The sequence below is a fragment of the Actinoallomurus acaciae genome (assembly GCF_042429965.1).
GTDB classification, from domain to species: Bacteria; Actinomycetota; Actinomycetes; order Streptosporangiales; family Streptosporangiaceae; genus Actinoallomurus; species Actinoallomurus acaciae.
Map to the genome: position 1 here is coordinate 1 of NZ_JBHLZP010000067.1, position 24329 is coordinate 24329.

At 72.2% G+C, this 24329-nt stretch carries 26 protein-coding genes and 1 riboswitch; of the genes, 12 read left to right on the forward strand and 14 right to left on the reverse strand.

Features of this window, described 5'->3' with window-relative positions:
* Both ACFFNX_RS12100 and ACFFNX_RS12105 read right to left on the reverse strand, forming a co-directional pair.
* Positions 1-1699: methylmalonyl-CoA mutase family protein (locus ACFFNX_RS12100; RefSeq protein ID WP_378199562.1), on the reverse strand; the 1699-nt coding region annotated here is incomplete at its 3' end.
* A 72-nt stretch (positions 1700-1771) separates the two neighbouring features.
* Positions 1772-2542 (reverse strand): AraC family transcriptional regulator, encoded by a 771-nt coding sequence (locus ACFFNX_RS12105; RefSeq protein WP_378199565.1) that lies wholly within the window; start codon positions 2540-2542, stop codon positions 1772-1774.
* A 316-nt stretch (positions 2543-2858) separates the two neighbouring features.
* On the opposite strand from ACFFNX_RS12105, the gene ACFFNX_RS12110 reads away from it, so the two are divergent.
* Positions 2859-4079 (forward strand): MFS transporter, encoded by a 1221-nt coding sequence (locus ACFFNX_RS12110; RefSeq protein ID WP_378199568.1) that lies wholly within the window; start codon positions 2859-2861, stop codon positions 4077-4079.
* Between the two features lie 40 nt (positions 4080-4119).
* On the opposite strand, the gene ACFFNX_RS12115 is transcribed toward ACFFNX_RS12110, so the two are convergent.
* Positions 4120-4542 carry a (2Fe-2S)-binding protein gene (locus ACFFNX_RS12115; RefSeq protein ID WP_378199573.1) on the reverse strand — a complete coding sequence of 141 codons (423 nt, stop codon included), beginning with the start codon at positions 4540-4542 and terminating at the stop codon, positions 4120-4122.
* Positions 4520-4707, forward strand: a riboswitch (cobalamin riboswitch). (Overlaps the previous gene by 23 nt.)
* 38 nt (positions 4708-4745) lie before the next feature.
* Here ACFFNX_RS12115 and ACFFNX_RS12120 point away from each other — a divergent pair.
* From ACFFNX_RS12120 to ACFFNX_RS12130, 3 genes are read left to right on the forward strand one after another with little or no spacing between them, the layout of a single operon-like run.
* Positions 4746-5726 (forward strand): ABC transporter substrate-binding protein, encoded by a 981-nt coding sequence (locus ACFFNX_RS12120; protein ID WP_378199576.1) that lies wholly within the window; start codon positions 4746-4748, stop codon positions 5724-5726.
* Positions 5723-6745 (forward strand): FecCD family ABC transporter permease, encoded by a 1023-nt coding sequence (locus tag ACFFNX_RS12125; RefSeq protein WP_378199579.1) that lies wholly within the window; start codon positions 5723-5725, stop codon positions 6743-6745. Before ACFFNX_RS12120 ends, ACFFNX_RS12125 begins: the two co-directional genes overlap by 4 nt.
* Positions 6742-7569 (forward strand): ABC transporter ATP-binding protein, encoded by an 828-nt coding sequence (locus tag ACFFNX_RS12130; RefSeq protein ID WP_378199582.1) that lies wholly within the window; start codon positions 6742-6744, stop codon positions 7567-7569. Before ACFFNX_RS12125 ends, ACFFNX_RS12130 begins: the two co-directional genes overlap by 4 nt.
* A gap of 36 nt (positions 7570-7605) precedes the next feature.
* On the opposite strand, the gene ACFFNX_RS12135 is transcribed toward ACFFNX_RS12130, so the two are convergent.
* The 6 genes from ACFFNX_RS12135 to ACFFNX_RS12160 form a co-directional block, all read right to left on the reverse strand.
* Positions 7606-8430: a metal ABC transporter permease gene (locus tag ACFFNX_RS12135; RefSeq protein ID WP_378199584.1), complete on the reverse strand. Its 825-nt coding sequence runs from the start codon at positions 8428-8430 to the stop codon at positions 7606-7608.
* On the reverse strand, positions 8427-8930 hold the full coding sequence (locus tag ACFFNX_RS12140; protein ID WP_378199587.1) for an Rv1443c family protein: 504 nt from the start codon (positions 8928-8930) through the stop codon (positions 8427-8429). The genes ACFFNX_RS12135 and ACFFNX_RS12140 overlap by 4 nt, the downstream gene beginning before the upstream one ends.
* An 80-nt stretch (positions 8931-9010) precedes the next feature.
* Positions 9011-9898, reverse strand: coding sequence for a metal ABC transporter permease (locus tag ACFFNX_RS12145; protein ID WP_378199590.1), 888 nt, complete (start codon positions 9896-9898; stop codon positions 9011-9013).
* Positions 9895-10776, reverse strand: coding sequence for a metal ABC transporter permease (locus ACFFNX_RS12150; protein ID WP_378199593.1), 882 nt, complete (start codon positions 10774-10776; stop codon positions 9895-9897). The genes ACFFNX_RS12145 and ACFFNX_RS12150 overlap by 4 nt, the downstream gene beginning before the upstream one ends.
* 4 nt (positions 10777-10780) lie before the next feature.
* Positions 10781-11572, reverse strand: coding sequence for a metal ABC transporter ATP-binding protein (locus tag ACFFNX_RS12155; protein ID WP_378199596.1), 792 nt, complete (start codon positions 11570-11572; stop codon positions 10781-10783).
* 3 nt (positions 11573-11575) lie between these two features.
* Entirely contained in the window at positions 11576-12520 is a 945-nt protein-coding gene (locus ACFFNX_RS12160) for a metal ABC transporter substrate-binding protein (protein ID WP_378199599.1), read from the reverse strand.
* 100 nt (positions 12521-12620) lie between these two features.
* On the opposite strand from ACFFNX_RS12160, the gene ACFFNX_RS12165 reads away from it, so the two are divergent.
* The 6 genes from ACFFNX_RS12165 to ACFFNX_RS12190 all read left to right on the forward strand — a co-directional run bounded on the left by ACFFNX_RS12165 (position 12621) and on the right by ACFFNX_RS12190 (position 17142).
* The gene (locus ACFFNX_RS12165) at positions 12621-13100 is read left to right on the forward strand and encodes a Fur family transcriptional regulator (protein WP_378199602.1); all 480 of its coding nucleotides are present in this window, start codon (positions 12621-12623) and stop codon (positions 13098-13100) included.
* A gap of 16 nt (positions 13101-13116) precedes the next feature.
* Positions 13117-13566: a Fur family transcriptional regulator gene (locus ACFFNX_RS12170; RefSeq protein WP_378199605.1), complete on the forward strand. Its 450-nt coding sequence runs from the start codon at positions 13117-13119 to the stop codon at positions 13564-13566.
* Between the two features lie 242 nt (positions 13567-13808).
* Positions 13809-14849 (forward strand): permease, encoded by a 1041-nt coding sequence (locus ACFFNX_RS12175; protein ID WP_378199608.1) that lies wholly within the window; start codon positions 13809-13811, stop codon positions 14847-14849.
* Positions 14846-15562, forward strand: a complete 717-nt coding sequence (locus ACFFNX_RS12180) for a TIGR03943 family putative permease subunit (protein WP_378199611.1) — start codon at positions 14846-14848, stop codon at positions 15560-15562. The genes ACFFNX_RS12175 and ACFFNX_RS12180 overlap by 4 nt, the downstream gene beginning before the upstream one ends.
* An 88-nt stretch (positions 15563-15650) precedes the next feature.
* On the forward strand, positions 15651-16091 hold the full coding sequence (locus tag ACFFNX_RS12185) for a hypothetical protein (protein ID WP_378199614.1): 441 nt from the start codon (positions 15651-15653) through the stop codon (positions 16089-16091).
* A gap of 16 nt (positions 16092-16107) precedes the next feature.
* Positions 16108-17142: an LLM class flavin-dependent oxidoreductase gene (locus ACFFNX_RS12190; RefSeq protein ID WP_446678514.1), complete on the forward strand. Its 1035-nt coding sequence runs from the start codon at positions 16108-16110 to the stop codon at positions 17140-17142.
* Positions 17143-17161: 19 nt separating this feature from the next.
* On the opposite strand, the gene ACFFNX_RS12195 is transcribed toward ACFFNX_RS12190, so the two are convergent.
* Genes ACFFNX_RS12195 through rpmB form a run of 4 tightly spaced genes read right to left on the reverse strand, consistent with a single transcriptional unit; the run spans position 17162 to position 19149 of the window.
* A complete protein-coding gene (locus ACFFNX_RS12195) occupies positions 17162-17422 on the reverse strand; it encodes a type B 50S ribosomal protein L31 (protein WP_378199617.1) in 261 nt (86 codons plus the stop codon).
* Between the two features lie 13 nt (positions 17423-17435).
* On the reverse strand, positions 17436-18584 hold the full coding sequence (locus tag ACFFNX_RS12200; protein WP_378199620.1) for a GTP-binding protein: 1149 nt from the start codon (positions 18582-18584) through the stop codon (positions 17436-17438).
* Between the two features lie 23 nt (positions 18585-18607).
* Positions 18608-18913 carry a 30S ribosomal protein S14 gene (rpsN, locus tag ACFFNX_RS12205; protein WP_378199623.1) on the reverse strand — a complete coding sequence of 102 codons (306 nt, stop codon included), beginning with the start codon at positions 18911-18913 and terminating at the stop codon, positions 18608-18610.
* Complete coding sequence (gene rpmB, locus ACFFNX_RS12210) at positions 18913-19149, reverse strand: 50S ribosomal protein L28 (protein ID WP_378199626.1); 237 nt, start codon at positions 19147-19149, stop codon at positions 18913-18915. Before rpmB ends, rpsN begins: the two co-directional genes overlap by 1 nt.
* Positions 19150-19249: 100 nt before the next feature.
* Between rpmB and rpmG the strand changes: the two genes are divergently transcribed.
* Positions 19250-19414 (forward strand): 50S ribosomal protein L33, encoded by a 165-nt coding sequence (gene rpmG / locus ACFFNX_RS12215; RefSeq protein ID WP_378199629.1) that lies wholly within the window; start codon positions 19250-19252, stop codon positions 19412-19414.
* A 27-nt stretch (positions 19415-19441) separates the two neighbouring features.
* Here the strand turns inward: rpmG and ACFFNX_RS12220 are convergent, their stop codons facing one another.
* Complete coding sequence (locus tag ACFFNX_RS12220) at positions 19442-21076, reverse strand: (2,3-dihydroxybenzoyl)adenylate synthase (protein WP_378199632.1); 1635 nt, start codon at positions 21074-21076, stop codon at positions 19442-19444.
* A 355-nt stretch (positions 21077-21431) separates the two neighbouring features.
* On the opposite strand from ACFFNX_RS12220, the gene ACFFNX_RS12225 reads away from it, so the two are divergent.
* On the forward strand, positions 21432-24329 hold a 2898-nt coding region (locus tag ACFFNX_RS12225; RefSeq protein ID WP_378199636.1), incomplete at its 3' end, for a non-ribosomal peptide synthetase.

Consider the following 24329-nt stretch of genomic DNA (forward strand, 5'->3'; position numbering starts at 1 on the left):
CGCTCGAACAGATACAGGCCGCCCGCGCGGCGGAGGCGGTGAACGCCCCGAGGCCGGGCCGTTCGGTGCTGCCGCCGGCCGCCTCGGTGCGGACCGTCTCGATGCCGCCGGCCTGGAAGAGGTTGGCGGCGAAGGTGGACCGGGCCGTGTGCACGGCGGTGGGGCCGAGCGTGACGAGCGCGATTCTCGGCCGCGCGCCGGTGGCCGCGAGGAACGCGTCGGATCGGGAGCGCAGCGCCTCGAAGGACTCGGAGCGGCGCACCTGTGGCAGGCCGCCGCCCGGCCGGGCCGGAGCCGGTTCACGGATGAGCGGCTTCTCGCCGAGGTCGGGGAACTCGCTCACGCCGGTGATCGCCTCGCGGCGGCGGGCCAGGTTCGCCGAACGCCCGGCCCAGTTCCGTGCGATCCACTCGGCGACCGAACCGCCGCGCAGGGCGGCGTGCTGGCCGCCGGCCCGCTCGACCTGCTGGAACCAGTCCCAGGCGGCCCGGGCCAGCTGGTCGGTGAGCCGTTCGACGTACCAGGAGCCGCCGGCCGGGTCGATCACCCGGGCCAGGTTCGACTCATCGAGAAGGATCGCCTGGGTGTTGCGGGCGATGCGGCGGGCGAAGTCGTCCGGCAGACCGAGCGCACTGTCGAAGGGGAGCACGGTGATGGCGTCGGCGCCGCCGACTCCTGCCCCCAGGCACGCGACCGTGGTGCGCAGCAGGTTCACCCACGGGTCACGCTCGGTCATCATCACCCCGGAGGTCACCGCGTGCTGGCGCTGCGCCGCTCCGGCCGGGCCGATGCCACAGACCTCCGCGACGCGGGACCACAGCCGGCGCGCGGCCCGCAGCTTGGCGATGGTCAGGAACTGGTCGGCGCTCGCGGCGTAACGGAACTCCAACTGCCCGGCCGCCTGGTCGACGGTCAGGCCGGACCGCGTCAGCGCGCGCAGGTAGGCGACCGCGGTGCTCAGCGACAGGCCGAGCTCCTGCGCCGTGGAGGCACCCGCGTCGTGGTACGGCAGCGCGTCGACGGTCAGAGCGCGCACGCCGGGGAACTCCTCGGCGCAGCGTGCCGCGAGAAGCGCGGCCTCGTCCAGCAGCCGCGTGGTGTCGGCGTCCCGCCCGGTGCGGGCGAGCAGGCCGAGCGGGTCGGCGCCGAGGTTGCCGGTCCCTCCGCGCTCCGGGACCGGTGCCGGGCCCTCGGTGTAGAGCGCGAACAGCCCGCGCGCGGCCGCGGCGAAGTCGGCGCCCGCGTCCAGGACGACGCCGGCCAGATCCAGGTGGACACCCTTGAGCGCGTCGGACAGCGCCGCGACCGGCAGGCCGGAGCCGCCGGCCGTCAGCCACAGGGAGGTGACGCCGTTCTCCAGGTCCGCGAGTATCGCCTCGTTGGTCCGTCGCGGGTCAGGATGCGAATGCCGCTGCCGGACGTCCCAGCCGGAGACGGCCGAGCCCTGCACCCGGCCGCCGCGGACGAACGGCGCGAAGCCGGGCCGGCCGGGGGCGGGCGCCGTGTCGTCGGCGGTGTACAGCGGCCGCACCCACAGCCCGTCCTCTACCTCGGTGGCCAGCGCCTGCTCGGCCTCCGGCCCTGTGAGTCCCGGTTTGCCGGACTTGGCCAGCACACCCTCGACCAGACGATGCCACTGCTCACGGCTCACAGGGGGAAACTCCGCCCCCATGGCGAACACGTCCTCCGAGATCGTCATGCAGGCAATCTTAAGAAGCCCGCCTCAAGCCCGGTCGTTCACCGCCTGAAGGTAGGGGGATCAGCACGTGACTCAGGGGCGTTCGGGCGTTCGTGTTCGCTGGTCCTGGTACTGGCCGGGGGTCTGGCCGAGGACGGCGGTGAAGGCGTCGATGAAACTGCTGGGATTGGACCATCCGCAGGCGTGGGCGGTGGCGGTGATGCTGCGGTCGTTGGCCAGGAGCAGGAGCGAGTGGTGGAGGCGGAGCTGGGTGCGCCAGTGACGGAAGCTCATGCCGAGCTCCTCATGGAAGAGACGGCTGAGCGTACGTGCGCTGGTGCCGACGGCGCGGCCGAGTTCGGGAAGCGTCGAGGAGTCGGCCGGGTCCGCGTGAAGCAGGTCGGCGACCGCGCGGAGCCGATCGTCCGCCGGCCGGGGAAGGCGGAGGGGCCGTTCGGGGACGATGGCGAGTTCGTCGACCAGAACGTGCTGGAGGTGGCGGCGGATGCCGGCCTGGCGCCAGGCCGGACCGGTGAGGGCGAGGAAGACCTCACGGGCGAGTGAGGAGACGACCAGGACGGCCGGTCGGCGGGGCAGGGCGTCGCCGATCGTCGGGGGCAGGAAGAGAACGCGCATGTCGGTACGGCCGTAGGCGCGATGCTGATGCTGAAAGCCGCCGGGCGTCCAGGCGGCGCGGTTGGAGGGCGCGACCCACGTGCCCTCGGAGGTCGTGACGGACAGGATGCCGGTCGCCGGGTAGGCGAGGTGGCCGCGTTCGTGCTGATGGGACGGGCTGTACTGCCCGTGTTCCAGCACCAGCGTTCCGCTCGAGTGCACGTCGTCGGGTTGGCGAGATTCCAGCATAAGTCGGCAGATTACCGGTGGAACGCCGCCCGGGCACGGGACGAGACTGGCGAGCGTGATCGCTTCTCCCCGGGCCGGGGCCCCCGATCGCCGGGTGATGGTGCCGGCCGTCCCGCGGCTCCAGCCCGTCCCTCGCCCGCCCGGCGGGCTTGGGGAGAACATGACGCCGCCGCGCACATGAACCGCCACGGCTGACCGCTGGACGCGATCCACGACCAGGACAGGTAGCGGAGGCGACGACGTCCCAGCACGCGTCGGCGGCCACCGCCCGTACGGACAAGGGTGTGAGTTGGACAAGCTGACGGAGACCAGACCGGTGCCGCGATCGACCGCCGGCCATCCGTACGACGGCCCGCTCCGGTGGCGGCTGAGCAGGCGGGGCGGGTTCTGGCTGGTCGTCTTCCTCGTCTTCACCGGTCTGCTGGGGAGCTACTCACTGACCCCGCTGTATCCGATCTACCAGGAGCGCTGGCACTTCTCCGACGTGATGCTCTCGGTCGCGTTCGCCTGCTACTCGCTGGGCACGATCGTCTCCCTGCTCGTCGCCGGCTCGCTGTCCGACCGCATCGGCCGCCGTAAGGCGTTCGTGCCCGCGCTCCTCGGCGTCGCCGCCTCGATGCTCGTACTGGCCTTCGCCGTCGACCTGCCCATGCTGTTGACCGGGCGGGCGCTGCAGGGCGTCTTCACCGGCATCATCAACGGCACGGCCGGCGCGGCGCTGATGGACCTGCAGCCGCGAGGAGACCGCCGCGTCGCCGCGCTCGCCAACTCGACCAGCATCGCCGTGGGCTCGGCGTTCGGGCCCCTGATCGCCGGCCTGCTCGTCGCCCACGCACCGTCGCCGACGCTGACCCCGTACCTTCTCGTCCTGCTGTTGCTGGCGATCGGCCTGCTCGGCGTGACCGTGATGCCCGAAACCGTCCCGCCCGAGGCCCGCATCGCCACGGGCCGCAGGCGCCTGCGCGCCCCCGACGACCGCGCCGGGTTCGCCGTGGCCTGCCTGGGCGCGCTGGCCTGTAACGCGAGCATGAGCCTCTACGCCGAGTTCGGCACCCCGCTGGCCGCCCAGGCACATCTGCACGGCCGCTCGATGGGCGGCCTCGTCGTCTTCGTCATGTTCGCCGCCATCGGCATCGTCCAGCTCCTGCTGCGCCGCGTCCAGCCGCTGCCCGCCCTGGTGTCCGGCACCCTCGTCGTCACCCTCGGCTGGGCCGGGATCACTCTCGCGCTCATCGTCCACCAGCCCGCCCTGTTCCTGAGTGCCACCGTCATCGCCGGCGCCGGCGCCGGACTGGCGCTGATGGGCGGGACCGCCGCCGTCAACCACCTCGCCGCTCCCGAACGCCGCGCCGAAGCCGTCTCGTTCTACCTCGTGGTCATGTTCTGTGCCCTCGCCGGACCCGGCATCGGCGGCGGCGCGCTGACCCAGGCCATCCACCTCACCGGTGCGGCCACCGTCATGCTCGTCACCACCGCCGTCATCGCCCTCGCCACCTTCGTCGGCGCCCGTCGCCCGCGGATCGCCGCGACGTTGTGAGACGCCGGCGGCCGGGTCCCGGGCGCCGCTGCTCGACGGATCAGCCGAGGAGTACGCAGTCGGCGCAGTTGGGCGCCGGCTTGCGGTAGTAGAGGCAGCAGCTGTTGCGGCGGAAGGACGGGGCGGCGAGGTGCAACGGGGTCGCGCCGCCCGGAGCGGGTGACCAGGCGAGGTCGCGCAGGTCGAGGAGCAGGTCGTACAGGAGGTACACCCCGATGAGCGGCGACCAGATCCGCGCGGTGAGCCCCTGGAACATGATCGAGGCGGCGACGCGTGCCTCGGTCAGGCGCAGCCGCAGGGCGGTCCCCTCGATCCGGTCCGCCAGCGCCGTGTCGTCGCCGTGCAGATCGGCGAAGGGGTGGGCGCTCTGCGGCGGACGGCCGGTGGTCACCGTGAAGAAACGGCCCAGCGAGGCCAGTTCCGCCAGGAGGGGCGTCGGCGAACTCTGGGAAGAAAGTGGCATGTCGTACGATATGCCCTGGATGCCAGGAAGCCGGTGTGATTCCGGCACGGTCGCGCCACTGTGACCGGGGAGTGAACCTCACGCATGGCCACGGCCGCGAGGCGGGAAGGCCGAGGGGAGCGCTGATCCGGGAGTCAGGAGACTGGCCCGTCTTCGTCAGTCCGTCTCCGGCCCGGTTCCGGTGAGAGGATCACAACTCCATCATGCGCATTCGTGTGCTGTCCGGCCCGCTCATGGCGTGCCTGCTGCTCGCCGCCGGTTGCGGCGGGGGCGGCGGCGGGACCTCCGCGACCCCGTCCACCGCCCAGCAGGGCTTCCCCTACACCGTGCACAACTGCGGGGTCACCACGACCTACCGCAGGCCGCCCGCCAGGGCGGTGACGATGAACCAGCACACCACCGAGATCATGCTGGCGCTCGGCCTGCGCGAATCCATGGTCGGCACCGCCTACATGGACGACGCGATCCTGCCCGAGTACGCGAGCGCCTACGGCTCGGTCAAGGTGCTCGCCGAGCATTACCCGTCCCAGGAGGTCCTGCTGTCGGCCGAGCCCGACTTCGTCTACGGCGGGTTCTCCAGCGCCTTCGACCAGTCCAAGGGCCTCGGCCGCGACGCCCTGGCCAAGGACGGCATCAACACCTACCTCAACGTCGAGAACTGCGCCGCGGGACCGGTGACCACGGCCACCGACGACGAGGAGATCACCACGATCGGCCGGATCTTCGGCGTCCCCGCGAGGGCGAAGGCGCTGACCGCCCGCATGGACGCGACGGTCGCCGCGGTGAGAGCCAGGCTCGCCGGGGTGAGGCCGGTCAAGGTGTCCGTCTACGACAGCGGCACCCGGTCCGCCTTCACGGCGGGCGGCGCGGGCATCGGCAACAACATGATCGAACAGGCCGGAGGCGTCAACGTCTTCGCCGATCTGAACAAGTCGTTCGGCGACGTCTCCTTCGAGCAGGTCGCCCAGCGCGCCCCCGACGTCATCGTCATCTACGACTACGGCGACACCACGCTGGCCTCCAAGAAGGCGTTCCTGCTGTCGAACCCGGCGCTCAAGGACGTCCCGGCCGTCAAGAACAAGCGTCTCGTGGTGCTGCCGCTGACCTCGACCGTCCTGGGCGTCAGGGTGCCCGCGGCGATCCAGACCCTGGCGCAGGGGCTCCATCCCGAAGCGTTCCGGTGACGGGCCGCTACCCGCCGGTCCTGGCCGGTCTGATCGTCCTGGTCCTGGCCGTGGCGACGCTGGGGATCGCCGTCGGTCCGGTCTCCATCCCGCCCGGCCAGGTGTGGGCGATCCTGCTGCACCGCGTCGACCCGGGTCTGGCCGGGGTGAACTGGCCGCCGGTCAGGGACACGATCGTCGTCGACGTACGGCTGCCGCGGGTGCTGCTCGGCGGGGTGGTGGGAGCCGGTCTGGCCGTCTGCGGCATGGCGTTGCAGGCGCTGGTGCGCAACCCGCTGGCCGATCCCGCGCTGCTCGGGGTGTCCTCGGGAGCGACGGTCGGGGCGGTGCTCGTGGTCGTCTGCGGGGTGACGGCCCTCGGGCAGTACTCCCTGTCGGGTGCGGCCTTTCTCGGCGGGCTCGTCGCGCTCGTCGCGGTCTACTCACTGGCCAGGTCGGGTGGCCGGATGACGACCGTACGGCTGATCCTCGCCGGGGTCGCCACCGCCCAGGTCCTCAGCGCCGTCGCCGGCTTCCTCATCGTGACCTCCGACCGGCCGGAGAAGGCCGACGCCGCGCTGCGCTGGATGATGGGAGGGCTCGGCGGCACCGGCTGGAGCACGCTGTGGCTGCCCGCCGCCGCCGTGGCTCTCGGCACGGTCGCGCTGGTGGGAACGGCCAGGTCGCTCAACCTGCTGCTGGCGGGTGAGGAGGCGGCGTCGGCGATGGGGCTGGAGGTCCATCGCTTCCGCAGCGCCCTGTTCGTGCTCTGCGCGCTGCTGACCGGAGTGATCGTGGCGGTGAGCGGGTCGATCGGGTTCGTCGGCCTGATGATGCCGCACATCACCAGGCTTGCGGTCGGCGCGGACCACCGGCGCGCCCTTCCGGCCGCCGCGCTGCTCGGCGCCGCCTTCCTGATCGTCGCCGACCTGGCGGCCCGCATGGTCATCACGCCCGAGGAGATCCCCGTCGGCATCGTGACGGCCGTGGTGGGCGGCCCCGTGTTCCTCTGGCTGATGTACCGGAAGGGGCTGACGTGAGCGCCCCCTCGCTCCCGCCCGGCGCGCACCGGGGAGCCGTGGTGCGGGCCGAGTCGGTGAGTGTCGTCGTGGGCGGACGGGCGCTGGTGTCGGAGGTGTCGATCGAGGCCGGTCGCGGGGAGGTCGTCGGACTCGTCGGACCCAACGGGGCCGGCAAGTCCACGCTGCTGCGAACCTTCTACCGGGCGCTGCGGCCGACTTCGGGCCGGGTTCTCCTGGACGACGACGACCTGTGGGAGCTGCCGGGACGGCAGGTGGCCCGGCGGCTCTCGGCCGTGCTGCAGGAGACCCCCTCCGACTTCGAACTGACCGTCCACGACGTGACGGCCATGGGCCGCGCGCCGTACAAACGCGCCTTCCAGGGCGACGGCGCCGAGGACCACCGCATCGTCGCCGAGGCACTGGCCGCGCTGGACCTGACCGATCTGGCCGGGCGGCGCTTCGACCGGCTGTCGGGCGGCGAGAAACAGCGGGTGCTCATCGCGAGGGCGCTGGCGCAGCAGCCGGCCGCCATGGTCCTCGACGAACCGACCAACCACCTCGACCTGCGCCATCAGCTCGACGCGCTCCGGCTCATGCGGCGGCTCGGCGTCACGGCCGTCATCGCCCTGCACGACCTGAACCTCGCCGCCGCCTTCTGCGACCGGATCGCCGTCCTCCACCAGGGCCGCCTGGTCTCGGCCGGGCGGCCCGCCGAGGTCATCACCCCCTTGCTGATCGCCGAGGTGTACGGAGTCGCGGCCGAGGTCACCCCTCATCCGCGGACCGGCCTCCTCAACGTGGTGGTGATACCCGAGGAGACCGGCCCGTTCGGCGGACAATGACCTCGGCGGCGTGAGGGCGACCATCGATCCCGGCCGTCAGACCGGCTCGGCCGCCTGTCTTCTGGTGAGCACGGTCATCCGGTGGCCGAGGCGGGCGGCGAGAGTGATCAGGAAAAGCGCCCCGCAGAGGATGGCGCCGGCCGCGGAGGCCGCGAGGCGGTAGTGCAGCGAGAGCACGAGCCCGGCCGCGGCCGTTCCCGCCGCGAGCAGGCCGCCGAGCACCGTGGCGGGGACGACCCGGCGGGTCCACAGCAGGGCGGTGGCGGGCGGGCCGACGAGCAGTGCCAGTGGCAGGGTGGCGCCGACGGCCGGGGCGGCGGTCACCACGGTGACCGCGAGCAGGCTCAGCAGCCCCATGTCGATCAGACGGGCGGGGTAGCCGAAGGCCCGTGTCGCATGTGGATCGAAGGCGGCCAGCAGCAGCTCCTTGTGCACGGCCGTGAGCAGCGCCGCGACACATGCCGCCACGATCCCCGCCGCGATGATGTCGCCGGTCGTGACGGTGAGCGGTGATCCGACGAGTGCGGCCGTCAGGTCCTTGCTGAAGCCCTGCCGGGTGGAGATCAGTACGACGCCGAGCGCGAGCGCGCCACTGACCAGGACCCCGGACCGCAGGCCGGGCTGACCGGAGGCGATACCACCTCGACCCGCCAGCGCCACCGCGCCCGCCGTGGCCACGGCGGCCCCCGCCTTGATGTCGGACCCCACGATCGTGGCGGCGACGATGCCGAGGAACGCGACATGGCCGAGCGTCTCGGTGAAGAACGCCAGACGTCGCAGGACGACCTGCACGCCGAGACTTCCACACGCCGCTCCCGTGAAGATCGACTCCACGGTCGCCCGGACACCGAACCCGGTCATCGGTCTCTCCTGATCGAGGATGGTCTTCGCTCTTCCCCGGGCAGGGGAGGGTCAGCGGGGATCGAGGCGATGGTGGTCGTGAGCCGGCGCCACCGGCGATGGCGATGCCAGAAGATCGCGCGGACGACCGGAACCGCGACCGGGGTGAGCGCGCCCGCGTCGACCTCGACGGTGTCGGTGTAGCGGCAGGTCGTCGCGTCGATCGGTTCGACGCGCAACGTGTGGGCCCATCGGCGGAACATCGCGCCGCATTCCTCGGTGGCGATCACGCGGGAGCCGGGCTCCACGGTGTGCACGTGGATGCTCCAGCGGGCGAACGGAACGAGGTGGAACAGCCGTATCCGGCCGGTGCCGGACTCGCCCTCGACGATCCGGCGATGCCGGTCCCTCAGGGCGGGAAAGTCCAGCAGGCCGCGCAGTACGTACAGCATCGTGGCGGGCCGCAGCATCAGCAGCCAGACCTGGTCGGCGGGAAGCGGCAGGACGCTGCCGCGTACCACCCGCCGGTGGTCCGCCGATGCCGCCGGCGGTCGCGGCGAGCCGGATCGTGACGCCGGGCGCTTGAGCACGAGGGACCGCCTCAGTTCGTCGCCGGGTGCGGGCCCCGGTCGCCGCCGGCCGTTCGGCCTTCCCCGGGCTGCGTCCGCGCGGCCGGTTCGGGCCTGCTCCGGCGTCGCGTGATCCACGCGCGCCCCGTCGTGGCGGCGAGGGAGAGCGTGAACAGTACGCCCGTCACCACCGTGATCGCGCCGCCGGCGGCGACGTCGTAGCTGTTGGAGACGAGTACGCCGATGAGCCCGCTGGCCGCCCCGGTGAGGACCGCGACGGCCGTGATGGCGGGTATGCGCTGCGTCCACAGGCGGGCGGTGGCGGCGGGGGCGACGAGGATGGTGACGGCGAGGATGGCGCCGACGGCGGGTACCGCGACGACGATGACCGCCTCCACCGTCAGGAGCAGTGCGATGTCGATCACGGTGGGCCGGTATCCCGCGGCCGCGTAGCCGCCGGGGTCGAAGGCGCGAAAGGCGAGCTGGCGCCCCGCGCCCCCGAGCAGGGCCACGACCAGCACGCCGACCACGGCGACGGCGACCAGGTCGCCGTCGCCGACGGTGAAGATCTGCCCGACGGTGTAGGCGCTGAGGTCCTTGGAGAAGCCGGATTGGGCGGACAGCAGGACGACGCCGAGCGCGAACCCGGCGGACAGCATGACGCCGATCGCGGTCGTGGTGTCCTGCTCACGGCGGCGGGACAGCGCCAGGATGCCCAGCACGATGAGGATGCCGAACAGGCCGCCGCCGAGATAGAGGTTCACGCCGGCGATGGCGGCCAGGACGACACCGGGGAAGGTGGCGTGGGTCATGGCGAGGGTGAAGAACGGCAGCCGGCGGAGCACGATCTGCACGCTGATCAGCCCGCCGACCGCTCCCAGCAGGACGGCCTCGATGATCGCGCGGTCGACGGCGGTCACGCGGCCTCCCGTGTCGTAGGGCGCCGTGCCGTACGGAACCGGCGTCCGGCGGCGGCCGCGGCGAGCGCGGCGAGGTAGAGGGCGATGAGGACCAGGACGACGGTGCCGCCGGAGGCCAGGCGCAGGCCGTGGTGGAGGGAGGCGTCGTAGCTGATCGCCAGGCCGGCCCAGCCGCCGACGGCGCCGAGCAGCGCGGCGACCGGCACGATGACGGCGAGCCGGTCCGAGACCGCCCGCGCCGCCGCGGCCGGCACGATGAGCAGCGCTATGACCAGGACGGTGCCGACGGCCCGTACCGAGGCGACCACGACGAGAGCGACGATGGCGTTGGTGGCCAGGTCCAGCGCGCCGATCCGGTGGCCGGCCGCCTGGGCGCCCTTCGGGTCGAAGGCCCGGGCGATCAGCGGCCGCCGCAGCACGACGAGCGCCGCGACGACCAGGAGCGTCACCACGAGGGTCTCGGCGAGCTGCTGCCCGGTCACGGTGAGGATCCGGCCGAACAGGAAGGCGGTCAGGTCCGCGGTGTAACCGGACTCGCGTGAGACGAGCACGACGCCGACCGCGAAGAACGTCGTGAGGAGCACCGCGAGGGCGGTGTCCTCGGTGACGGCGCGGTGGCGGGTGAGCGCGGTGAGGAGCACGGCGGTGAGGCCGCCGGCGATCAGCGCGCCCCAGAAGATGCCGCCCTCACCGGTGAGCAGGTAGCCGATGACCACGCCGGGGAAGACGGTGTGGGTGAGGGCGTCGGTCATGAACGCCAGCCGCCGTAGCAGGATGACCACCCCGACCGTGCCGGCCAGCGCGCCGAGGATGAGCAGCTCGATCAGCGCGCGGGCCATGAACGGGTAGGTGAACGGTTCGACGAAGATCTGATTCATGGGCCTATGAGTGGGCGACGATGACGCGGTCGCCGCGCAGCTCGAGGGCGTGCCCGCCGTAGGTGGCGCGCAGCCGTTCGGGGGTCAGCGTCGTCTGGGTCGGGCCGAAGCCGTACTGGCACCGGTTGAGCAGGCACACCTCTTCGCAGGCCAGGTGGGCCAGGGCGAGATCGTGGGTGGAGACCACCACGGCCGCGCCGTTCTCCTTGAGGGCGGCGATGGCGTCGAGGAGAGCCTGTTCGCTGACGGCGTCGACGCCGTTGAACGGTTCGTCGAGCAGCAGCAGCCGAGGCTCGGCGGCGATCGCGCGGGCGAGCAGCACGCGTTGCCGCTGCCCGCCGGACAGGGTCCCGAAGCGGTGTTTGGCGCGGTCGGAGAGGCCGACCTGTTCCAGCGCCCGTGCCGCCGCCTCCCGGTCGGCGGCACGGGGGCGGCGCAGCCAGCCGATCCGCCGGTACCGGCCCATCAGCACGACCTGGGCGACCGAGATGGGGAACTCCGGGTCGAGCGTGTCGGCCTGCGGCACGTACGCGACGTCGCGGCGCGCCGCGGCGGGCGTGGTGCCGAGCACGGTGATGCGTCCCGACGCCAGCGGGACGAGGCCGAGGATCGCCTTGATGAGCGTGGACTTGCCGGCGCCGTTCGGACCGATCAGGGCGACGGCCTCGCCGGGCGCGACCGTGCCCTCGATGTTCTCCAGCGCGAACGCCGGCCCGTACGCGACGCCGACCTCGTCCAGATCCAGCGCCGGGACCATCCCCATGGCCTCCAGTTCCTGCGCCGGGGTGGTGTCCACGGCTCAGCCCTTCAGCGCGTTGACGATGGTGGTCGTGTTGTGACGCTCCATGTCGAGGTAGGTCGCGCCGGCCGAACCCGCCGGGCCGAGCGTGTCGCCGTACAGGGAGTCCTCTCCGGCCTCGACCTTGACGCCGGCCTGCTTGCCGATGGCCTCGGCGGTCTTGGGCGGCAGCGAGGACTCGGAGAAGATCGCCTTCACGCCGGTCGACTTGATCTTGGCGACGAGGGTGGACAGCTGCTTGCCGGACAGCTCGGCGGAGGTGTCGAAGCTCGGGATGATCGAGCCCACGAACGTCAGGTGGTAGCGGTCGACGTAGTAGCCGAACGCGTCGTGGTTGGTGACGAGCTTGCGCTGGTCCGCGGGCACGGTGTCGATCTGCTGGGCGATCCAGGAGTCCAGCTGGTCGAGCTTGCCGTCGTAGGTCTTGAGGTTCGCGTCGAAGGTCGCCTTGTCCTTGGCGTCCTTGACGGAGAACGCGGAGGCGATGTTGCCGCTCATGATCTCGGCGTTCTTGGGGTTGTGCCAGATGTGGGGGTCCCCGGCGGCCTCTTCGTCGGTGCCGTTGCCCTTGCGGATGGTCACGCCCTTGCTGGAGTCGACGCGCGTGCCGTGGAACCCCGCCGAGTCGATGGTCTGGTCCAGCCACTTCTCCAGCCCGACGCCGCTTTCGATGACCACGTCGGCCTGGGCGATGGCCTGAACGTCGGCGGGGGAGGGCTCGTAGTCGTGCGGGTCGACGTTCGGCTTGAGGATCTGGGTGACCTCGACCTTGTCGCCCCCGATGTTGCGGGCGAAGTCGGCCACCTGCGTGGTCGTCGCGACCACCTTCAGCCTGCCGCCCGGGGTGCCGGTGTTGCTCGCCGAGCTGGAACCACCACAAGCCGTCGCCGCGACCAGCAGTCCCGCGAAGGCAGGTGCGGCCAGCCGCACAGTTCGGATGCGCAACGTATCTCCCGTGTCACTAAGCTTGGTAATGAAAACGGATCCCATAGTCGTCTTAACGGTAATGGTTGTCAATATCGATCGATGTACGTACCGTCGAGACATGGGACCGGACTCCGCCACAGCACCCTGTGAACCCCGCGGCGACGCCGACGAGGTCGCCGCGCGGCTCCGCTCCGCCGGCCTGTCGCCGACGCGGCGCCGGCGACAGGTGCTGGAGGCGATCGAGCACCGGCAGCGCCCGGTCGGCGCGCATGAGCTGTACGTCGAACTGGCCCGCCGTGGACACGGGGTCGGGATGTCCACGGTGTACCGGGCCCTGTCCGCCCTCGCCGAGGCCGGCCTGCTCCACGCCTTCGCCGGAGATGGCGAGACCCGCTATCGGCTCTGCACCGCCGGCCGTCACTATCACCTCGTGTGCCGGCGATGCGGAACCGTGCGGGAGTATCCGGCCGACGACGATGGCGCCTGGCTGGATCGCATCGCGGCCGAGGCCGACTTCGAACCCGACCCGCGCAAGGCCGAGGTTCAGGGCGTGTGCGGCAGCTGTCTGCGGGCCGACCGGAACGGTACGGACGGTTGATAAGGTCGCGTGAACGATGAAGGAACCCGATCCCGGACCGGCCGGAGTGACGCCGATGACCTCACAGCCGATGTCACGAGGGACGCGGGTGCGGGGTACCCGGCAGGCGGAGGCGCTGGGTTCCGTGCTGGCGGACCTGCCCACCTTCTCCAGCGCCCAGGAGATCCACGCCGAGCTGCGCCGCCGGGGCGAACGCGTCGGGCTGACCACCGTCTACCGGCAGTTGCAGGTGCTGAACCAGGACGGCGTCGTCGACACCCTCCGGGACGAGAGCGGTGAGACGCTCTACCGTCGCTGCCAGACCAGCGGCCACCACCACCATGTGACCTGCCGTTCGTGCGGGCGCAGCGTCGAGGTCGAAGGTCGTGCCATCGAGAGCTGGGCCGACCGCGTCGCCGCCGAGGCGGGTTTCGTCGACGTCGATCACACCGTGGAGATCTTCGGTCGGTGCGTCGACTGCGCCTGACCGGTCGGCGGCCCTGGTCTCCGCGACGCACGCGTGGCGCGCGGCCGCCATCGGGTGTGGCTCGGGGCGGCGGGACCTCTGGGGCGATGGCCGTCGTGTCTGGACGGGGTGTCGCCGGCGCGACATGGAGCGATTCGGTGCGTCGAGTGCGCCTGACCGGCCGGTCGCCCTGGTCTTCGTGACGTGCGCGTGGCGTGCGGCCGCTACCGGGTGTGGCACGGGGCGGCGTGGTCTCTGGGACGATGGCCGTCGTGTCTGGACGGGGCGTCGCCGACGCGACATGGAGCGATGAGGCCGACCTGCCGCCCCCGGAGTGGGGCCGGCCTCCGATGGCGGCCGGTCCCCGGGCGGTGCTCGGCGGTGTCCTGGTCGCCGCGGTCCTGGTGGCGGGCCGGGTGCTGGTCGCTCCTCACGTGCGGTTCCCCCGGTTGCAGGGGTGGGCGACCGTGTTCGTGGCGATCTGTGTGCAGGCGTTGCCCTTCCTGGTCTTCGGCGCGGCGGTCTCGGCCGCGATCGCCTCGTTCGTCCCGGAGGGCTTCTGGCGGCGGGCGCTGCCGCGGCGTCCGGCGCTCGCCGTGCCGGCCGCCGGGGTGGCGGGCGCGGTGCTGCCCGGCTGTGAGTGCGCGTCGGTGCCGGTGGCGTCCGGGCTGATGGCCAGGGGCGTCACGCCCGCGGCGGCACTCGCGTTCCTGCTGTCCTCACCGGCCATCAACCCGGTGGTGCTGGTCGCGACGGCGGTGGCGTTCCGCGGCCACCCGGAGATGGTGGCCGCCCGGTTCGTGGCGTCCCTGCTCGTCTCGGTGGTGGCCGGGTGGGTCTGGCTGAGGTTCGGCCGCGGGGACTGGCTGCGGATCCCCGCCCGCGCACCCGCGACGCGGACGAGGCGGTGGGCGGGGTTCGCCGCGGCGCTCCGGCACGACCTGCTGCACACCGGTGGTCTGCTGGTCGCCGGAGCCGCCGTCGCGGCGACGCTGAGCGTCCTCGTGCCGGCGGCCTACATGGCCAGGGTGGCGGGGATTCCCTGGCTGTCGGTGGTGGTGCTGGGGGTGCTGGCGGTGGTCATGTCGATCTGCTCCGAGGCCGACGCGTTCGTGGCCACCAGCCTGACGCAGTTCTCCACAACGGCCAAGCTGGCGTTCCTTGTGATCGGCCCGATGGTCGACCTCAAGCTCATCGCACTGCAGGCGGGCACCTTCGGGGCGCGCTTCGCGCTCCGGTTCGCCCCGCTGACGTTCCTGCTGGGGATCGGCGTCAGCGCACTCGTCGGCCGGGTGCTGCTGTGAGGCGGGCCGGGCAGAGCGTCTCGCTGCTGGCCACCGGCGCCGCCCTGCTGTGGATCACCACCGCCGGCGACGAGTACCTCAACTACGTCCGCCCCGGCTTCCGGATCCTGATCATCGGCGCCGGCGCGGTCCTGTGCGCACTCGGCGGCGCCGGAGTCGTCCGGGACTGGCGGCGGCGCGCCGAGGACCCGTCCGGCGACGGGCACGGCCACGGCCGAGGTCCCGGGGTGGCCTGGCTGTTCCTTCTCCCGCCCCTGGCCATCTTCGCGATCGCGCCCTCCGCCCTCGGCTCCTTCACCGCCTCGCGGGCCCTGAACCAGGCGGCGCCCCCCGTCGACGCGGGCCGAAGTCTGGGGGCGCTGTCGCCCGGCGGCCCGGCACGGATCTCCCTGACCGAGTTCACCGCCCGCGCGTTCCAGGCCCGGTCGGGCCACGACACCCTGACCGGGCGGCAGGTCGTCCTCACCGGGTTCGCCGCCCCGGCCGGCCGGGATCGCTGGCTCCTGGTACGGCTCCGGATGACGTGCTGCGCCGCCGACGCCGTCCCCATGCGCATCGCGGTCACCGGCGTACCCGCGCCGGCCGCCGACCGCTGGGTCCAGGTCACCGGCGCCTGGTCACCGGCCTGGGCGAAGATCCATGACGTCGACACGCCCCGGCTCACCGCCACCGCCGTACGCTCCGTCGGCAAGCCCTCCGACCCGTACGAGTAGCGGGCCTTGCCTACGCGGCACGTCCCGGGGAAGATGAAAACCGTTGTCGATAGGAGGCGGTCATCGCACCGAAGCCACACTGTGATCAGTGATCGTCCCAGTGGTCCTCGTGCGCCGCATGGCGATGACCGTCGTGGATGTAGTCGGTGTGGTCCCCGTGCGGGACGGCGACGTGGCCGCAGTCCGGCCCGTGCCGGTGGGTGTGCCCGTCGTGCACCAGGTGCTCGGCGTTCTCACACTCGTCCGTGTGTCCTTCGTGGCTGCGATGAACGTGACCGTCGTGGACATAGTCGACGTGATCCTCGTGGGGGAAGGCCACGTGACCGCAGCCCTGTCCGTGGTCATGAGCGTGATCGGTATGGACGTGGTGCGGCATGTGCTGGTCCTCCAAGCTCGTGGTGCCCGCGGCCGGAGCGCTCTCCGGCCGGTTCGCGACCTGGCCTTGGTGTGCGGCCTTCGATTCCAGGCGGTGATGGTGAGTGCCAGAGTCGTCGGTTACGGCGGACTTCGGACGCCGTACGACCGGTGAATGCCCGGGTTTCCCGGTGAATCCACCACCTTGGGGAGACGGGGGGATCCGGATTGGCGTCTTCTTGTTGGCGGCCGGGTTTCCCGGTCGAAGTCATGGCGAGGTCTTGTCCGCGACCGTGAACGCGGCCGTCGCGGCCGAGCGGGCCGGCTTCGACGACGTGTGGTTCGCCGAGCACCACTTCATGTCCTACGGCGTGTGCCCGTCCGCCACCACCCTCGCCGGCTACGTGCTGGGGCGGACCGAACGCGTCGTGGTGGGTACCGCCGTCAGTGTGCTGTCCACCCACCATCCGGTGGCGCTCGCCGAGCAGACCGCGCTGCTCGACCTGGTCTCGTCCGGCCGCTTCCACCTCGGGGTCGGCCGCGGCGGTCCCTGGGTCGACCTGGAGGTCTTCGGCACCGGACTGGCACGCTATGAGACCGCCTTCGCCGAGAGCCTCGATCTCCTGCTGGCCGCGCTGACCGGGGAGCACATCTCCGCGGACGGGCCGACCTATGCGTTCCGCGAGGTCCCGATGGTGCCGAGGACCCGCGGTGTCCCCCCGGTCACCGTGGCGTGCACGTCCGCGAACTCGGTGGCGCTGGCGGCGGAGCGCGGCCTGCCGATGCTGCTGGGCATGCACATCGACGATGACGGCAAGCGCGGGATGCTCGACGCCTACGCCGCCGCCCGGCCGGCGGCGGCGTCCCGCGACCACATCGCGGCCGTCGTGGCCCATGTCGCGGACACCCGGGCCGAGGCGCAGCGCCTGTTGCGTGCCGAACTGCCGCGCTGGCTCGGCCCCGGACTGGCCGGGTACGTTCCCGTCGACGGCCGCCCGCGGACTCCGCGCGACGCCGAGGAGTACGCCGGATTCCTCTGCGGCATTCACCCGGTCGGCACACCCGATGACTGCCTGAAGACCATGGTCACGACGGTGGAGCGCACCGGCGTCCGGCACCTGATCCTCATGGTCGAAGGCGGCGGCGACCTCGTCCGTACCGAGCAGAACATCACGCGTCTGGGCGCCGAGGTCCTCCCCCGGCTGCGGACGTGGTTCGGCCGGTGAGGAGCCCTCGACGCCGCGGTCATCGGCTCCCTTCGGCGGCCGGCCCGTAGCGACGCCGGAACCGTTCGACCCGTCCGGCGGTGTCCACCACGCGGCCTCGGCCCGTGTAGAAGGGGTGGCTCGCGGAGGAGACGTCCACGTCGATGACGGGGTAGGTGTTCCCGTCGCTCCATTCGACGGTCGTCTCGCTGGTCGCGGTGGAGCGGGTGAGGAAGGCGTAGCCGGCCGACCGGTCCCGGAAGACGACGGGCCGGTAGTCGGGGTGGATGCCGGGTTTCATGTGTCTTGTCCTTTCAGGCGGTCCGGCGGGTGCCCGGCTCGGCGGCGGGCCCGAGCCAGGGTGTGAACGGGTCGGGCAGCCGCGCCCAGACGAGTTCTCCGGCGGTCATCTCGATGTCGGTGAGGACCGCCTCGTCCAGCGCGGAGCACAGCTCGGCGGTGGCGATGTCGAGCCCGGTGAAACGGATCTCCGTACGCCGGTCGCCGTACTCGGGATGCCAGTCCAGCGACGCGGTCGTGCGGCGGATGGGGGAGGCCCGGCGCCAGGTGGCGGGATCGGCGGCGTGCAGCCACCGTCCCGCCGGCTCGATGGCGAGTGTCTCGCCGGCCGACTCCCACGACAGCAGCGTCAGCGGGCGGCTGGCGAGCCAGAGATGGCCGCGGGCGCGCACGACTCCCGTGTCCAGCACCGGCTCCAGCGCGGCGTACAGCCGCTCGGGATGGAACGGCCGGCGGCTGCGCCAGATGAGGGTGCTGACCTGTCCCACGGGGTCCGGGCAGCCGGGCAGGGCTCCACCGGGTTGCGTGCGCTCGTGCACCGCGTGCAGGTCGAAGGCCGGTCTGCCCGCGGGCGCGGTCAGGTCCGTGACGGCCTCGAGGTCGAGGGAACGCGCCCACGGGGACAGGTGGGTGAGCAGGCCGTGGCCGGCCGCGGCCTCGAACGGGTCGGTGTGCGGGGGAGCCCAGGTGAGAAAGAGGTCGGCGGTCTCGGCCTGGTGCGCCAGCACGCTGGAGACCGTACGGCCGTCGGTGGCCCCGCCGGCGATTCCGCGGTCGGCGAGGGTTTCGCCGCCGCCGAGTTCGCGGGCGATCGTGGCGAGATCGGCGACCATCGCGACCGTGTCGATCCGTACTCCGATGTCCGCCGCGTCGATGGCGGTCGCGGCGTCCAGCGGATCGGCGATCTCGGGAAGGACCAGCAGCAGCCGGTCGTGGCGGCCCGCCACGCCGGACAGGAAGCGCGGCAGATCCTCCCGGAGCGTGCAGCTCGTGCAGTGGGCGACCGGCAGCTGGACCTGCTCGCCCCCGTACGCGCGGGTCAGGATGTCGCCGCGGTGCCGGTAACGGGCGACGGCGACGCCGAACGCCCGGGTCCGCGCGCACAGCAGATCGGTCAGGTCGGCGGTCATGCCGGTGGCGATGGTGACATGAAGGTCCTGCATCGTCTTCTGCCTTCCGCTCGCGGCTACCAGCTGGACTTGCGGACGCCGGGGAGCTGACCGCGGTGGGCGAGATCGCGGAACCGGATGCGCGACAGGCCGAACTTGCGCAAGGTCCCCCGGGGCCGGCCATCGACCGCGTCGCGGTTCCGCAGCCGGGTCGCGCTGGCGTCGCGGGGCTGGCGGCCCAGCTCGCGCACTGCCTCCGCACGCGTCTGCGGATCGGTGTCGGGTGCCTTGATGAGTCGCTTGAGCTCGGCGCGGCGTTCGGCGTAACGGGCGACGACGACCCGGCGCTGCTCGTTCTTGACGATCTTGCTCTTCTTGGCCATCAGACCTTTCCCCCACGGGCGCGGATCTCGGCGACGACCGCCTCGATGCCCCGCTTGTCGATCGTCTTGATGCCCTTGACGCTCACGGTGAGCCGGACGTACCGCTGTTCGCTCGGCAGCCAGAACCGCTTGCGCTGGATGTTCGGGTCGAACCGGCGGCGGGTGCGCCGATGTGAGTGGGAGACGTGGTTGCCGAACGCGGGTTCGCGCCCGGTGACCTGGCAGCGACGGGCCATCTCGTGTTCCTTCCGGGAGGCTGTTGGTCGGACACTCTACTGGAAATGGTTTTCGTTTTCACTTAGGATCGCGGCGCTGTCATCTGAAGGGAGTCGAGACATGGCACGCAACGAGCTCCGCCCGATCGTGAAACTTCGGTCCACGGCGGGGACCGGCTACACGTACGTGACGCGCAAGAACCGGCGCAACGACCCGGACCGGCTGCAACTGCGCAAGTACGACCCGGTCGTACGGCGACACGTGCTGTTCCGCGAGGAGCGATGAGTCGGCGCGGTCGACGCCCCGCCGGGGTCAGGGCCGGGGCAGCCGCCGGGCCAGCGCCTGTTTGTCGATCTTGCCGACCGCCGTCAGCGGCAGGCGGTCGACCGCGATCACCTCGTCGGGGGCCTTGTAGGCGGCCAGCCCGCGCTGCTTGAGGAAGGAGGCCAGCTCCCGGGAGCCGGGCGCCTGGCCCTGGCAGATGACGAAGGCGACCGGCCGCTCGCCCCACTGGGCGTCCGGGGCGCCGACCAGCGCCGCCGCCGTGATCGCCGGATGGGTGAGGAGGTGCTCCTCGACCTCGGTGGCGGCGATCTTCTCTCCGCCGCGGTTGATCTGATCCTTGATCCGCCCGACGACTTCCAGGTTCCCGGACGGTGTCCGGCGGACCAGGTCGCCGCTGCGGTAGAAGCCGTCCGGGGTGAAGGCCCTCCGGTTGTGCTCCTCGGCCCGGTAGTAGCCGCGCGGCGTGTAGGGGCCGCGGGTGAGCAGTTCCCCGGGTTCGCCGTCGGTCACGGGCCGGCCCTCCGCGTCCACGATGAGGATCTCGTCGTCCGGGGAGATCGGCCGGCCCTGCGTCGTGCACGCCGCCTCTTCGGCGTCATCGAGACGGGTGAGGTTGATCAGGCCTTCGGCCATGCCGAACACCTGCTGGACCCGGGCGCCGAGTTCGGGCCCGATCCGCCGGGCCAGGTCGGCGGAGATCCTCGCCCCGCCGACCTGGAGCACCCGCAGGCTGTCGAGCCGGTGGCCGCCGTGCTCCGCCTCCTCCAGCCAGTACGGGACCAGCGGCGGGCTCAGCGACGTGATCGTCACACGCCTCTCGTCGATGAGGCGGAGCGCGGTCTGCGGGCTCGGGTCGGGACAGATGACGACCGTGCCGCCGGACATGAACGTGCCGAGCACCCCGGGGCAGGCGAGCGTGAAGTTGAACCCGATGGGGAGTACGGCCAGGTACACCGAGTCCTCGTCCAGGGCGCAGATGCCCGCCGCGGCCCGCGCGTTGTAGGCGTAGTCGTCATGGGTTCGCGGGACGAGCTTGGGCAGGCCGGTCGTACCGCCCGACAGCAGGAGCAGCGCGAGGTCTGAGGACTCCGCGCCGTCGTCGCCGAGACCCGATGGGACGGTGGGGCCGTACAGGTCCTCCAGCCGGGTGAAATCGCGATGGGCGCCCGGATCGCCGCAGACCACCACGCGGCACGGCGGTGTGCCCGCCGCCTCCTTCGCCAAGTCGTCGACCAGTTGCCGGGCGAGTTCGCGGTGGTCGAAGCGTGCGTGCCGGTCCGGGATGATGTACGCCGCCGCTTCGCCGACCCGCACCATGTGCTCGATCTCGGTCCGGCGATGCCCCGGCATGGCGTGCACGGGTACCGCACCGATGCGCTGGAGGCCGAACCAGGCCAGCACGAACTCCGCCCGGTTGGGCAGGTGGACCACGACCCGGTCACCGCGCTCGACGCCCAGCGACCGGAACCCGAGCGCCAGGCGGTCGGCGGCCGCGTCGAGTTCGGCGTAGGTCCACCGGCGATCCCCGTCGACCAGCGCGAGGTGTCCCGGTCGTGCCCCGGCCCAGGAGCGCAGGTACGAGCCGAACGTCCGGCCACTCCAGTATCCGGCTCGCCGGTACCGCTCGGCATCGGCGTCGGGCCAGGTCGGATGAGCTTTCACGGCAACGACTTCCTCTCGGCGTCGCCCCTCGGTCGGTGCCGAGGGGTTGGCGTGGACCTCGATCATGTGCATACTGATCGACGTTAATGATAATCATTTTCGATAAGCGTGGCATCTCCCGCCAACGGACGACGCGGTCCTGGCGTGGACAGGAGCCGGCGGCGGACACCTGCCACCACGGCCTCCGCGATCGGAGGCCTCCGCCGGTCCGGCCCTGCGAAGCACCGAGGAGTACGACGGAAGGGGATCTGTGTCCGTGCGCGATGAACAGTTCGGTGGGGGACCGGTCTCGGAAGGCGCAGCTTCCGCGACGAGCCCTCCGGCCGCACGCCCGTCCGCCCCGACGGCGCGTGCGGTGCGCGACGACGTGGCCCGGGCGCTGGAGATCTCGGTTGAGGAGCTCGACGACGATCGCGACCTGTTCGAACTCGGCCTCGACTCGTTGCGGTTGATGTCTCTGGTCGGCGCCTGGCGCCGCCGCGGTTGGGCGGTGGGCTTCCAGGACCTCGCCGATGACCCGATCCTGGCGACCTGGGTCGCGCTGATCTCCAAGAGCGCGAACACGGAGGCGGCCCCGCCGGCGCCCGTGTCCGCGAGCCCCGGTGAGGACGCGCCGTACCCGCTGGCGACGATGCAGCACGCCTACTGGGTCGGCCGGCAGGACGGTCAGCCGCTCGGCGGCGTCGCCGCGCACTTCTACACCGAGTTCGACGGCCACGGCGTGGATCCCCGGCGGCTCGGCGAGGCCTTGGACGCGCTGACGGCCCGCCACGCGATGTTGCGGGTGCGCATCGACGACGAGGGCCGCCAGCACCACGTCCCCGCCGGTCCCCGCCTGATCGTCCATGACCTGCGCGACCGGTCCGCCGATGAGCTCGACGCGGTGCTGGACGACCTGCGTGAGCGGTACACCCACGCCCGGATGGACGTCGCCGCGGGCGGGGTTCTCCGGCTCGCGCTGTCCCTGCTGCCCGCGGGCAGGACACGCCTGCACCTGGATCTGGACATGATCGCCGGCGACGCGCTCAGCCTGCGCAACCTGCTGTCGGACCTGCGCCGGCTGTACGAGGAACCGGGCGAGCCGCTGCCCGCGATCGGCCTGAGCTACCGCCGTTACCTGGCCGAGCACGCCCGCCGCCGCGCGGCCGAACGTGAGGAGTCCGCGCGCTGGTGGCGCGAGCGGATTCCCGACCTTCCCGCGCCGCCCCGGCTGCCGACCACGGTGGACCTGCTGCGTCCCGTCTCCGCGGCCGACACCGCGCTCACCCGTACCGGACGTCTGCACCACTGGCTCGCCCCGGAGGCCAAGGCGGCCCTGGTCGAGCGTTCTCGCCGCCATGGCATCACCCCGGCCGCGCTCCTCGCCACCGCCTTCGCCGAGGTCGTCGCGGCGTGGAGCGGCACCCAGCGTTTTCTGCTCAACCTCCCGCTCTTCGACCGGGAGATGATCACTCCCGACGTCGCCCGGCTGGTCGGCGACTTCAGCAGCTCGATCATGCTGGACGCGGACCTGCGCGCCGACCTGCCCGTCGTCGAGCAGGCCCGGCGGCTCCAGACGCGGCTGCGGGCCGCGGTCGCCCACGGGGCGTACGGCGGCGTCGAGGTGCTCCGCGACCTGGCCCGCCACCAAGGCGGTCCGGCGCTCGCGCCCGTCGTCCACACCAGCGCCATCGGCCTCGGCGAGATCTACGAGCCACCGGTCCAGGCGTCCTTCGGGCGGCCGGTCTGGACCATCTCCCAAGGCCCCCAGGTCGCCCTCGACGCCCAGGTGACCGAGCTCGACGGCGGCCTGCTGCTCAACTGGGACGTCCGCGAGGGCGTGTTCGTCCCCGGAGCGGTGGCCGACGCCTTCGCGGCCTACCGCCGGCTGGTGACCGACCTCGTGGAGGGCACGGACGCGTCCTGGCTCCGTCCCGTCGGACCGCTGTCGCCCGCCGCGCACCTCGCCCGGCGTACGCGAGCCGCGCTCCCGCCCGCTCCCGCACCGGGCCATGCGCTGCACACGCGCTTCTTCGACCTGGCCGAACGCCATCCCGGGCGCGTGGCCGTGATCCGCGAGGACGGCACGGAGCTCGGCTACGGGCAGTTGGCCCTGGACGCACGGAAGGTGGCGGCACTCCTGCACCGCCATGGCGTACGCCGCGGAGACGCGGTGGCCGTCACCCTGCCCAAGGGCGCCGACCAGATCACCGCGATCCTCGGCGTGCTCGCCGCCGGTGCCGCCTACGTGCCCGTCGGCCTTGACCAGCCGGCCCTCCGGCGGGTCCGCATCCACGAGACCGCGGACGCCGCCGTCGTGCTCACCGACGACGCCCACGCCCACCTGCCGGAGCAGGTTCCCGGGACGACCGTGCTGCGTCTGGCGCAGGCCGAGGGCCTGGGACCGGCACCGGTCGCCGACGCCGGGCCGCAGGACACGGCCTACCTCATCTTCACGTCGGGCTCCACCGGACTGCCGAAGGGCGTCGAGGCGCCGCACCGCGCGGTCGTCAACACCATCGACGCGGTGGGCGACCTGTTCGACATCGGCCCGGACGACGCGACCCTGGCGCTGTCCGCCCTTGACTTCGATCTGGCCACCTACGACGTGTTCGCCTTCCTGTCGGTCGGCGGACGCGTCGTCGCGATCGACGAGGAGCACCGGCGCGACGCCCACCACTGGGCGTCCTCGGTCCGGCGGCACGGCGTCACCGTGATCAGTTGCGTGCCGGCGCTGCTGGACATGCTGGTGACGGCCGCGCGGGGCGAGTCGCCGGGCGGGCGGGCGACGGCAGGTGGGGGGCTGGGCGACACGCTGCGCCTGGTCATGCTCGGCGGGGACTGGGTGGGCCTGGATCAGCCCGCCCGGCTGCGCGCCCTCGTGCCGGGCTGCCGTTTCGCGGCACTGGGCGGCATGACGGAGGCCGCCATCCATTCCACCGTCTTCGAGGTGGACGAGGTCGACCCCGCCTGGCGGTCCATTCCGTACGGAGTGCCGCTGCGGAACATGCGCGCGCGGGTCGTCGACGAGCGCGGCCGGGACCGGCCCGACCACGTGCCCGGTGAGCTGTGGGTCGGCGGGCCGGGTGTCGCCACCGGCTACCGCGGGGACCCCGAGCGCACCGCCGCCCGCTTCGTCGAGTACGACGGGGAGCGCTGGTACCGCACCGGCGACCTGGCCCGCTACGGATCCGACGGGACTCTGGAGTTCCTCGGCCGTGCCGACCACCAGGTCAAGATCCGTGGGCATCGGATCGAGCTGGGCGAGGTCGAG

Excerpts from the sequence above, each read along its gene's own strand:
- ACFFNX_RS12105 (WP_378199565.1), bottom strand. The coding sequence starts at position 2,542 with ATGCTGGAATCTCGCCAACCCGACGACGTGCACTCGAGCGGAACGCTG.
- ACFFNX_RS12115 (WP_378199573.1), bottom strand. The coding sequence starts at position 4,542 with ATGCCACTTTCTTCCCAGAGTTCGCCGACGCCCCTCCTGGCGGAACTG.
- ACFFNX_RS12120 (WP_378199576.1), top strand. The coding sequence starts at position 4,746 with ATGCGCATTCGTGTGCTGTCCGGCCCGCTCATGGCGTGCCTGCTGCTC.
- ACFFNX_RS12135 (WP_378199584.1), bottom strand. The coding sequence starts at position 8,430 with ATGACCGGGTTCGGTGTCCGGGCGACCGTGGAGTCGATCTTCACGGGA.
- ACFFNX_RS12150 (WP_378199593.1), bottom strand. The coding sequence starts at position 10,776 with ATGAATCAGATCTTCGTCGAACCGTTCACCTACCCGTTCATGGCCCGC.
- ACFFNX_RS12165 (WP_378199602.1), top strand. The coding sequence starts at position 12,621 with ATGGGACCGGACTCCGCCACAGCACCCTGTGAACCCCGCGGCGACGCC.
- ACFFNX_RS12170 (WP_378199605.1), top strand. The coding sequence starts at position 13,117 with ATGAAGGAACCCGATCCCGGACCGGCCGGAGTGACGCCGATGACCTCA.
- ACFFNX_RS12175 (WP_378199608.1), top strand. The coding sequence starts at position 13,809 with ATGGCCGTCGTGTCTGGACGGGGCGTCGCCGACGCGACATGGAGCGAT.
- ACFFNX_RS12195 (WP_378199617.1), bottom strand. The coding sequence starts at position 17,422 with ATGAAACCCGGCATCCACCCCGACTACCGGCCCGTCGTCTTCCGGGAC.
- ACFFNX_RS12200 (WP_378199620.1), bottom strand. The coding sequence starts at position 18,584 with ATGCAGGACCTTCATGTCACCATCGCCACCGGCATGACCGCCGACCTG.
- rpsN (WP_378199623.1), bottom strand. The coding sequence starts at position 18,913 with ATGGCCAAGAAGAGCAAGATCGTCAAGAACGAGCAGCGCCGGGTCGTC.
- rpmB (WP_378199626.1), bottom strand. The coding sequence starts at position 19,149 with ATGGCCCGTCGCTGCCAGGTCACCGGGCGCGAACCCGCGTTCGGCAAC.
- rpmG (WP_378199629.1), top strand. The coding sequence starts at position 19,250 with ATGGCACGCAACGAGCTCCGCCCGATCGTGAAACTTCGGTCCACGGCG.